The following is a 9548-nucleotide window of genomic DNA, read 5'->3' as shown; positions in this document are numbered from 1 at the left end:
TTTTTAAAAGAAAAAAGATCGCTTGCTGAGATTTTCAACAAAAGCGATCTTTTAACAGGATTTTCGCTGCATAAAGCAGCAAAACCGGGCTATTTAGCTCTTATTGGCGATCATCCCGCGGATCATCTCCACTGCTTTGGGATCATTCCAATCGACAAAGCTACGAACGAAAGCAATCAAATCACCATTCTGATCCAGAATAAAGGTGGCTGGGATGTAGTCGAGTGGAAAAATTTCTCCCAACTTCTGCTGAGGATCGTAATAAGAGATAAAGTCAGACATCCCCAGCTCTTTCAAGAAAGGCTGAACCTGCTGTTGCCCTTCTGCATCAATCGATATGGGCAGCACAACAAACTCGTCCGGATCAAACTGTTGCGACAGCTTATCGAGCGCCGGCAATTCTCTTACACATGGAGGACACCAGGTGGCCCACATGTTTACCATGACTACCTTGCCTTTATATTGGCTGAAATCGACAGGCTTACCATCTACCGTCTGGAAAGGAATAGCTTCAATGGGAAAGGATTTGGGAAGGAGTTGAACTTTGTCGACCGTGGAGCCGCTGTTTACCTGGGGATGCGGTTGCATCCCCGGATAGGCCTGAGCTACACCACTGAGCAACGACAGCACAAGTGCAATACTCAGGTATGATTTCATTGTTGTTGATTCCGCTTAAGTAACTCATCCAGCTGCCGCTGTTCATCTTCACTCAACGCAATTTCCTTACCAGCAGATCCACGTTGACGACGAACAAACAGGAAGACAATCCCCAACCCCATCACGAAAAGCGCTACTGGGCCGCCCCACAAAATGTAGGTTTTGGTTTCAACCTTTGGCATATAGAGTACAAACTCGCCATAACGGCTGGTCATGAACTCCACGATCTCGTCATCGGTTTTGCCATCATCTACCATTTTGTAGACTTCCAAACGCAGGTCACGAGCGACCGGCGAATTGGAATCAACCAAATTCTGGTTTTGGCACTGTGGGCAACGCAACTCACTGGCCAGCGAAATTGCGCGCTTTTGGTTATCCGGATTCTGGAATTCGTATGTGTCGATTGGCGTTGCCAGAGCGCTGGCCGCCAGAGACAAACTCACCACGGCGGCACCAATCAGCTTAATGACACGTCTCATGCTGCACCATCCTGCTTCGCTTCAGCCTGAAGTTGTTGAACCATAGGCAACAGGGTCTCAGTCCACACACGCTGATCTACCGGCCCAGCGTAGCGGAACCGAATGATACCATTGTGGTCAATGATGAAGGTTTCCGGCGCGCCATACACCCCCAGATCCAAACCAAGACGACCGTCTTTATCATAGATGTTGAGCGTGTAAGGATCACCTTCACGGGCAAGCTCCATGATAGCCGGACCACGTTCGTCACGATAATTGATGCCATAAATTGGCACTATGTTCTGACGGGCCAGCATCATCAGGAATGGATGCTCATATTTACAGCTCGGGCACCAGGTTGCCCAGACGTTCATTAACGCAACTTTGCCAACCAAATCTTTATTGGTGACCATCTCGCCCTGATTTTCCAGCTTTTCCAGTTGGAAAGCCGGAATCGGCTTTCCTTCCAGAGCTGAGTCCAATTTTTCCGGACTCAGGAACAGGCCTTTATAGAGAAAGACGCCCATTCCCAGAAACACAATCAAAGGCAGGAAAAGAATAATTCTTCTTTTGTTACTCATGCTTTCCTCACAAATCAGGCAGTAGCGGCGTTACGATCAACGGCGCTTTCCTTGGCACTTTGACGCACGCGGTAGCGTTTGTCAGAGGCTGAGAAAATACCACCTATCATCATGAAAATACTGCCAATCCAAATCCAGCGAACATAAGGTTTATAGTTCAGACGCACCGCAAACTCGGTCGCACTGACAGGATCGCCCATAGTCACATACAGATCGCGGGTCAGCCCCCAGTCAATACCGGCTTCAGTCATGTCCATAGTGCGCACGTTGTACTGACGGCGATCCGGCTTGAGCAGCGTCAGGAACTCACCATCATCATAAACTTCAACCTGACCTTGCTTGGCCACATAGTTTGGCCCCTGCACTATCTTGGTTTCTGTGTATTTAAAGGTGTAGCCTGCCAGCTCATGAGAAATACCAGGTCCCATACGAACACTCTTTTCCAGAGAGTAGTTGGACACCATAGTGGCACCCACTACCGACATGGCGATCCCCAGATGAGCCAAGATCATGCCAGCCTGACTACGGGAAATACGCGCCAGACTCAGCTGAGCATCTGCCTTGGGCTTCACCATGTTATAGCCGGCACGGACAGTCATCAGTGTCACCCAGGTTGCAGTGCCCATACCGGCAACAACCCACATATTGAACTGACCATCAATAACAAATGGCATTGCCAGGCCAACAACCAGAGAGATGATGGCAGGAACCAGTGCCTGACGACTTACCTCGCCGGGCTTGGACTTTTTCCAGCGGGAAACCGGTCCCAATCCCATAAATACAAACAGCACCAGAGCAATAGGTACAAATACGGCGTTGAAGTATGGAGGTCCTACCGAAATTTTGCCCATGTTCAGCGCATCAATAAGCAGCGGATACAGAGTACCCAGCAGCACGGTACCGCAGGCAACAGTCAGCAGAACGTTACACACCAACAACATGGTTTCTTTAGAGTTCAGCTCAAAGCGGGCTGGACTGGTCATTTCACTTGCTCGCAGTGCAAACAGCGTCAGTGAACCACCGATAGCCAGGCCAAGCAGCAACAGGATGAACATACCGCGGCTTGGATCCGCAGCAAACGAGTGCACGGATGTCAGAACACCGGAACGTACGATAAAGGTACCCAGCAAGCTCAGAGAGAATGCAAAAATGGAAAGCAGCACCGTCCAGTTACGGAACGCACCACGTTTCTCGGTCACAATGACAGAGTGCAACAGCGCAGTACCAACCAACCAAGGCATAAAGGAGGCATTTTCTACCGGATCCCAGAACCACCAACCACCCCAGCCCAGCTCATAGTAAGCCCACCAGGAACCCAGTGAGATACCACCGGTCAGAAATACCCAGGCAGCCAGGGTCCATGGACGGCTCCAGCGCGCCCAAGCTGAATCCAGACGACCACTCATCAAGGCTGCAATTGCGAAGGCGAAGCTCACGGCAAAGCCTACATAACCCAGATAAAGCATCGGCGGATGGAAGATCAGCCCCACATCCTGCAACATCGGGTTAAGGTCGCGACCCTCAGCAGGCACAGGCAACAGACGCTCAAACGGACTTGAGGTGATCAGCATAAACAGCGTAAAGCCAATGACGATCATCGCCAGAATACTCAGTACCCGGGCGGTGAAGATCTCTTCCAGGCCCTTACTGAACATGGCAACTGCAGCAGCCCAGGCAGAAAGAGAGAATACCCAGAACAACAGCGAGCCTTCATGGCCGCCCCATACAGCTGCAATTTTAAAGAAAATCGGAAGCTGAGAGTTGGAATGATGAGCCACATAGGCAACGGAGAAATCATCGGTAGCGAAACTGTAGGCCAGCGTCACTACTGACAGCAGAATAAAGAAGGCCATACCGTAGCTCAGAGGCCAGGCATAGCGCACCAGATATTGATCTTTGCGAGCCACACCGATCAAGGGCACACTGGCCAACAGGAAGGCGAATGCCAATCCTATGATCAGTGAGAAGTGTCCAAGTTCTGGGATCATTGGGGTTCCTTAGTCTCGTCTTCAGGCAGAGTTATACGGTCTTAGACCATACAACGAACAACCATTGAGCGTTAATTTTTTGGTCATTTTAGACTTTGCTATAGTTCCTGTCTGCCCCTTTCGACCAATAATGGGTTGCTTGTCGCATTCTCTCAAATCCCCAATTTTGGCAGGGTTAAAGGCAATCTACAGGAGCATCAGTCAGACACAGGCAAGTTCATTAAGTTTCAAGAAATTTTAACTCGTTAGACTAATCTGTGAACCAGTCCCCAACTCTATTCATCGACCTTGGATCAAGGGTTATATTACTGTTCAATGAATCATCTTCCCGTATAATCCGGGATCAAACCATGCGGCCCGGCCGCGTAAAGTCAACTAACGTGAAGTAGAAATAATGACCACATTCTGGATTTTTATTGCGCTTGTGCTGTTAGTCAGCCTGCTGCTGATTTGGCTGCCTCATTTCCGCCAGCAAAAGCTCATTCGCGCCGAAGAAGCCGGTGTCCGCAACAAAACCAACGTTGAACTTTTCAATGAGCGTCTGGCTATTCTTGAAAAAGAGCTGGATGAGCAACTGCTGGATCAGCAGGAATTTGACGCGCTGAAAAAAGAACTGGAAGTCAGCCTGCTGCAGGATATGAAGCAAGGCACCGACGAGTCACTCAGCCAACAGGCCAAGCCAAAAGGTATACTTTGGCCTGCAGTCATGTCTGTCGCAATCATTGCCATTGCCGGTTACTCCTACATGCAACTGGGTGCATACAACGAGCTGCCCTTCCTGGAAAATCCTCAGGCCGGTAATCCTCATGCTGGAATGACTCAGGAACAAATGATTTCTCAGCAAATCGAAATGATGGAAGCACAGGTCAAAAGCCAGCCAGACAACAGCCAACTGTGGTTCAACCTCGGTCACGCCTATACCTCTGCCAATCGTTATGATGAAGCTATTGCCGCTTTTGACAAAGTGATGGAGCTGGTTGGTGAACATGCAGAATTGCTGGGCCCTAAAGCCACTGCCATGTATTACAAGAACAACCAGACAATGACCCCAGAGATCCAGGCCATTGTTGACCTGTCGCTGTCAAAGGATCCCAAGGATCCATCGACTCTGCTGCTGATTGGTATGGACGCCTTCTTCACCGCTGACTACAACAAAGCTATCAACGCATGGGAAACGCTGTTGACCAGCGATCGTCAGGATATCGACCGAGCTTCTGTCAACAATGCAATTCAAACCGCCAAGATGCGTATGGCCACTGAATCCGGTGAAATGCCAAATGATGTCAATCACGCCGGTGTTGCTGCCGAACAAAAGACCGTAACAGTCGAAATCTCGATTGCACCGGAGCTGCAGGATAAAGTGGCATCGACTGATATGTTATTCGTGTTTGCCCGCAACACTGAAGGTGAGAAAGTGCCTTTGGCAGCAACCAAAATCAGCGCCAAGGCACTGCCAGCAAAAGTCGTATTGGACAACACCACATCTATGGGCGGCAATCTGAAACTGAGCGACGCCAGGAATGTCGAAATTATCGCAGTCCTCTCCAAACATGGCAGTGTTCGCCCCAAAGCTGGTGACCTCAAAGGCGAACTGGCCTCTGTTCCGGTTGGTGATACCGCTGCGTTGGTTGTTGACACTCTGGTGCAATAATCAAACAGACATAAAAAAACCGGCATTTGCCGGTTTTTTTATGTTCGAAGCAAAGAGTTTACTTTGACATAAACTCAATAGCGTTCTTGTAATCTTCGTCGGTACAGTCAGTACACATACCACCTGGAGGCATGGCATTTTTACCCGCCTTAACAGTAGCAACCAAAGTATCCAGACCCTGAGCCAGACGAGGTTCCCAGGCAGCAGCATCGTGTGCTTTGGGAGCACCGGCTACGCCCATGGCGTGACACACCTGACAAGCCTTGTTATAAACAGCCTCTCCATCTTGTGCAAACACGTTCGTTGACATAGCCAATGCGGCTACTGCAGTCATCGCTAACAGTTTCTTCATCTTCATCGTTCCTAATGTAAAAAATGACAAGCTCGTGCTGCCTTTATTTTATTGGCAGACTCATCATCGGCGATTTAAGACTACAACAAATATCAATAAAACTCACGTTTTTGTGATAATTGCCCGCAAGTTGGGAGCATACTGCAGTGTGCCCTACCAGACAGCCTTTGGTTTAGCAAAATTTTAAAAAGTTCCCGCTAAAGTGTTTTTCTTGGAAGCACATCAAATTGCTGACACTTCAAACAATTCAAATGTAAAACCGGGATTACGAATGTGATAGTATCTGGGCAGTTCCATACCGGCTTCACTACGAGGGTTCAGTGGTAACAACAACCAAAGGAAACACACTGATTTCGGCAGATAGCCTTACCTGTATCAGGGAAGAGCGCATTCTGTTTGACGAGCTGAGCTTCGATATCAACATTGGCGATATCGTACAGATTGAAGGTCCTAATGGGGCAGGTAAAACCAGCCTGTTACGTATTCTTGCCGGCTTGTCCCGCCCCTACGCCGGTCGGGTGTTATATCAGGGAGAAGACATCACCCGAAATCGTGATGAATTCAATGAAGACTTGCTCTATTTAGGTCATCTTCCCGGAGTGAAATGTGAGCTTACGGCCGAAGAAAACCTTAACTTCAATTTAAGGTTAAGTGGTTACGATGACCCTGATATCAGGGACATATTGGCAAAAGTGAACCTTAGCGGCTTTGAAGACGCGCTGGCCGGTCACCTGTCTGCGGGACAACATCGACGGACTGCCCTGGCCCGTCTTTGGCATACCAACAGCAAAGTCTGGATCCTCGATGAACCCTTCACCGCGATTGATAAAAAAGGGGTGGAGACACTGGAGCAATTGTTTATCCAGCATGCAGACAACGGCGGTTGCGTCATCCTCACCACACACCAGGACATGGGTGTAGTCAGCGACAGTCGACTGAGAAAAATCAAGCTCAAGTACAATTTTGACTAAGGTTCCCAGTTAATGAAAAGAGGCATCAGTTATACCCGTGCATTTATGACTCTGCTGAAGCGGGATCTACAAATCGCGGTTCGTCATCGGGGCGACATTTTTAACCCACTGTTGTTTTTCGTTATGGTTGTCACCCTCTTTCCGCTCGGCATAGGTCCTGAGCCTCAGGTACTGACACGGATCGCCCCGGGGATCATTTGGGTAGCCGCTTTGCTGGCATCGATGTTATCCCTGGAACGTTTGTTTAAGGCAGATTTTTCGGACGGTGCACTGGAACAGATGATGCTCAGCCCGCAGCCATTGTCGTTGATGGTGTTGGCCAAGGTGCTTGCCCACTGGTTACTGACCGGCGTGCCACTGATCATTATCGCGCCACTGCTGGCAGTGTTGCTGCATCTGGAGTCCAATAGTTATGGTGCATTGGTTTCGACCCTGGCACTCGGCACTCCGGTATTGAGCCTGTTGGGTGCAATTGGCGTGGCACTGACTGTTGGATTGAGAAAAGGTGGTGTCTTACTGAGTTTGCTGATCCTGCCGTTGTATATTCCGGTACTGATTTTCGCCACCAGTGCCATTGACGCTGCCGGCATGAATCTGCCCTACGACGGTCAGCTCGCCATTATTGGCGCAATGCTTGTCGGTTCATTAACATTGGCACCTGTAGCTATAGGTGCATCACTGAGAGTGAGTACTAACTAAAATGTGGAAGTGGTTACATCCTTACGCAGACCCTGAAAGGGCTTATCAACTGGCAGGAAAATTGCTGCCCTGGTTCAGTATTCTGGCATGCGGGCTGATCCTGACAGGCACGATTTGGGGTTTAATGTTTGCCCCTACCGATTACCAACAGGGTGACAGTTACCGCATCATCTTTATTCACGTACCGGCAGCTTCTATGTCAATGGCGGCGTACATGGGGATGGCGGTATCAGCCTTTATTGGTCTGGTCTGGCAAATTAAAGCAGCCGACTGGGCCGCAGCATCGATTGCTCCTGTCGGCGCAGTTATCACCTTTATTGCCCTGTTTACCGGTGCAACCTGGGGTAAACCTATGTGGGGTACCTGGTGGGTATGGGACGCACGCCTGACCTCTGAGTTGGTTTTGCTGTTCCTGTACTTGGGTGTAATTTCTTTGTACGCCTCATTTGAGGACAAAGTGTTGGCCGCCAGAGCCGCAGGTATTCTGGCGATCGTGGGTGTAATTAATATCCCAATTATTAAATACTCTGTGGAATGGTGGAGTTCTTTGCATCAACCCTCCACTATCAGAATTACAGAAAAGTCCGCAATGCCTACAGACATGCTGATCCCACTGCTGATCAATATCTTCGGCTTTGGCATGATGATCGGTGCGCTAACCCTGGTTCGCTTCCGTGCTGAGATTCTGGCACGTAACGGTATGCGTCCCTGGGTACGTAAACTCGCAATGGAACAGGGAGCCGCATAATGCAGTTTGATTCTATCGGTGACTTTTTCAACATGGGCGGTTATGCATTTTATGTCTGGCTCGCCTACGGTGTAACCTTCGTCAGTTTGGCCATACTGGTGTTCCAGAGTGCCAAGCAAAAAAACAAAGTATTGCAGCAAATCGCCCAGAAACTGGCCCGCGAAGAGCGCCTGAAACAACATCGGAGTGACAATGAATCCAAGACGTAAAAAAAGACTGATACTGGCAAGCGCCCTGGTTGTTGGTGTGGCAGGCATCGCATCACTGTTACTGTATGCGCTGAACTCCAACCTGAATCTGTTCTTTACGCCAACAGAAATTGTTCAGGGTAAAGCTGACACAGGAGTTAAACCAGAAGTAGGTCAGCGCATTCGCGTTGGAGGTATGGTTACCGTCGGCTCTCTGCAGCGTGATCCTGACAGTCTGCATGTGGAGTTCAAGGTGCATGACGCTTCAGGCGGTGAAATCATGGTCACCTATGATGACCTGTTGCCAGATCTTTTCCGCGAAGGTCAGGGTATTGTGGCTCAGGGTGTACTGGGTGAAGGAAATGTGCTCGAGGCCAGCGAAGTATTGGCCAAGCACGATGAGAACTACATGCCACCTGAAGTAGCAGAAGCTATGGGCAAAACCCATGACAAGCTGGAATACTCTCAGTCTCAAACCGGCAGCAAATAAGCAGTAACGATTTTATTGAATAAAGCCCTCTTTTTGAGGGCTTTATTTTTCCACCACTGACTCCTGAACCCCCCGCCTTCTAACCGGGTTCCTCACACTCCAATAAAACCATAAGCCATTCACCGCGCTGCTGGGATGCCTTCGCTTACTGGCTGTATCCACTCCGAAATCCATAACATAGTGGCCATAGCGCAGAGGCTCGCAAAAAGTCTATTGATTGGCAGCACAAGGTTCCCGATTAGGCAGCATGAGGAATCCAACCTGCTGGTCAGCATGCGGATCCGCTCCAGTCTCCGGGAATCTTATAACCATAAGAATGCCTACCCCAGGTCCGTATAGGCATAGTGTTTTCTGGACATAGCCTGTCATCCGACCATGCTAGAAGAATTCGAGATTGCAGGCTGGATAGATAGATGCCTGACAATCGCTTAGCCGCTGGGCTAGTAGAGAGCAAACTAGGGCATGCCCCTTGATACTGACAGCTCATGGGAACATACCCAATCAACGTCCAAGCAGAAAGCTTGTCTATACGACTTATCATGTCCGCTAAATAACCAGCCCCCTAAACGGTTTGTAATCAACCGAATGAGCAGGCACCGTCAAAGGGACAGCAGGACAGCAGGACAGCAGGACAGCAGGACAGCAGGACAGCAGGACAGCAGGACAGCAGGACAGCAGGACAGCAGGACAGCAGGACAGCAGGACAGCCTAACGGCTGAATGAATTGATGCAAGTTTACCCCAACACTCACCATGCAGGCGGTTA

11 protein-coding genes are annotated in these 9548 nt (G+C 49.5%); 6 read left to right on the top strand and 5 right to left on the bottom strand.

Features of this window, described 5'->3' with window-relative positions:
* Positions 1-93: 93 nt before the first annotated feature.
* From ACRRUX_RS20370 to ACRRUX_RS20355, 4 genes are read right to left on the bottom strand one after another with little or no spacing between them, the layout of a single operon-like run.
* Positions 94-657, bottom strand: coding sequence for a TlpA disulfide reductase family protein (locus ACRRUX_RS20370; protein WP_432534061.1), 564 nt, complete (start codon positions 655-657; stop codon positions 94-96).
* Positions 654-1136, bottom strand: a complete 483-nt coding sequence (gene nrfF / locus ACRRUX_RS20365) for a heme lyase NrfEFG subunit NrfF (protein WP_432534059.1) — start codon at positions 1134-1136, stop codon at positions 654-656. Before nrfF ends, ACRRUX_RS20370 begins: the two co-directional genes overlap by 4 nt.
* On the bottom strand, positions 1133-1696 hold the full coding sequence (locus ACRRUX_RS20360; RefSeq protein ID WP_432534057.1) for a DsbE family thiol:disulfide interchange protein: 564 nt from the start codon (positions 1694-1696) through the stop codon (positions 1133-1135). Before ACRRUX_RS20360 ends, nrfF begins: the two co-directional genes overlap by 4 nt.
* 14 nt (positions 1697-1710) lie before the next feature.
* Positions 1711-3684, bottom strand: coding sequence for a heme lyase CcmF/NrfE family subunit (locus ACRRUX_RS20355; RefSeq protein WP_432534055.1), 1974 nt, complete (start codon positions 3682-3684; stop codon positions 1711-1713).
* Between the two features lie 394 nt (positions 3685-4078).
* Between ACRRUX_RS20355 and ccmI the strand changes: the two genes are divergently transcribed.
* The gene (ccmI, locus tag ACRRUX_RS20350) at positions 4079-5335 is read left to right on the top strand and encodes a c-type cytochrome biogenesis protein CcmI (RefSeq protein ID WP_432534053.1); all 1257 of its coding nucleotides are present in this window, start codon (positions 4079-4081) and stop codon (positions 5333-5335) included.
* Positions 5336-5393: 58 nt separating this feature from the next.
* On the opposite strand, the gene ACRRUX_RS20345 is transcribed toward ccmI, so the two are convergent.
* Positions 5394-5687 (bottom strand): c-type cytochrome, encoded by a 294-nt coding sequence (locus ACRRUX_RS20345; protein ID WP_432534051.1) that lies wholly within the window; start codon positions 5685-5687, stop codon positions 5394-5396.
* A 320-nt stretch (positions 5688-6007) separates the two neighbouring features.
* Here ACRRUX_RS20345 and ccmA point away from each other — a divergent pair, with 320 nt between their 5' ends.
* Genes ccmA through ccmE form a run of 5 tightly spaced genes read left to right on the top strand, consistent with a single transcriptional unit; the run spans position 6008 to position 8783 of the window.
* Complete coding sequence (gene ccmA, locus ACRRUX_RS20340) at positions 6008-6658, top strand: cytochrome c biogenesis heme-transporting ATPase CcmA (protein WP_432534049.1); 651 nt, start codon at positions 6008-6010, stop codon at positions 6656-6658.
* Positions 6659-6670: 12 nt separating this feature from the next.
* Positions 6671-7357, top strand: coding sequence for a heme exporter protein CcmB (gene ccmB, locus ACRRUX_RS20335; RefSeq protein WP_432534047.1), 687 nt, complete (start codon positions 6671-6673; stop codon positions 7355-7357).
* A 1-nt stretch (position 7358) separates the two neighbouring features.
* On the top strand, positions 7359-8105 hold the full coding sequence (locus tag ACRRUX_RS20330; RefSeq protein WP_432534045.1) for a heme ABC transporter permease: 747 nt from the start codon (positions 7359-7361) through the stop codon (positions 8103-8105).
* On the top strand, positions 8105-8314 hold the full coding sequence (ccmD, locus tag ACRRUX_RS20325) for a heme exporter protein CcmD (RefSeq protein WP_432534043.1): 210 nt from the start codon (positions 8105-8107) through the stop codon (positions 8312-8314). Before ACRRUX_RS20330 ends, ccmD begins: the two co-directional genes overlap by 1 nt.
* Positions 8298-8783, top strand: a complete 486-nt coding sequence (ccmE, locus tag ACRRUX_RS20320; RefSeq protein WP_432534041.1) for a cytochrome c maturation protein CcmE — start codon at positions 8298-8300, stop codon at positions 8781-8783. Before ccmD ends, ccmE begins: the two co-directional genes overlap by 17 nt.
* Positions 8784-9548: the final 765 nt, after the last annotated feature.

Source organism: Shewanella sp. GXUN23E (genome assembly GCF_050865035.1).
In the GTDB taxonomy this organism is placed as follows: domain Bacteria; phylum Pseudomonadota; class Gammaproteobacteria; order Enterobacterales; family Shewanellaceae; genus Shewanella.
The sequence above is the reverse complement of the archived record's forward strand: the minus strand, read 5'-3'. Positions and strand labels throughout refer to the sequence as shown.

Bases quoted from the DNA above. Each gene is read 5' to 3' on its own strand.
- ACRRUX_RS20370 (WP_432534061.1), bottom strand. From the start codon at position 657: ATGAAATCATACCTGAGTATTGCACTTGTGCTGTCGTTGCTCAGTGGT.
- nrfF (WP_432534059.1), bottom strand. From the start codon at position 1,136: ATGAGACGTGTCATTAAGCTGATTGGTGCCGCCGTGGTGAGTTTGTCT.
- ACRRUX_RS20360 (WP_432534057.1), bottom strand. From the start codon at position 1,696: ATGAGTAACAAAAGAAGAATTATTCTTTTCCTGCCTTTGATTGTGTTT.
- ACRRUX_RS20355 (WP_432534055.1), bottom strand. From the start codon at position 3,684: ATGATCCCAGAACTTGGACACTTCTCACTGATCATAGGATTGGCATTC.
- ccmI (WP_432534053.1), top strand. From the start codon at position 4,079: ATGACCACATTCTGGATTTTTATTGCGCTTGTGCTGTTAGTCAGCCTG.
- ACRRUX_RS20345 (WP_432534051.1), bottom strand. From the start codon at position 5,687: ATGAAGAAACTGTTAGCGATGACTGCAGTAGCCGCATTGGCTATGTCA.
- ccmB (WP_432534047.1), top strand. From the start codon at position 6,671: ATGAAAAGAGGCATCAGTTATACCCGTGCATTTATGACTCTGCTGAAG.
- ACRRUX_RS20330 (WP_432534045.1), top strand. From the start codon at position 7,359: ATGTGGAAGTGGTTACATCCTTACGCAGACCCTGAAAGGGCTTATCAA.
- ccmD (WP_432534043.1), top strand. From the start codon at position 8,105: ATGCAGTTTGATTCTATCGGTGACTTTTTCAACATGGGCGGTTATGCA.
- ccmE (WP_432534041.1), top strand. From the start codon at position 8,298: ATGAATCCAAGACGTAAAAAAAGACTGATACTGGCAAGCGCCCTGGTT.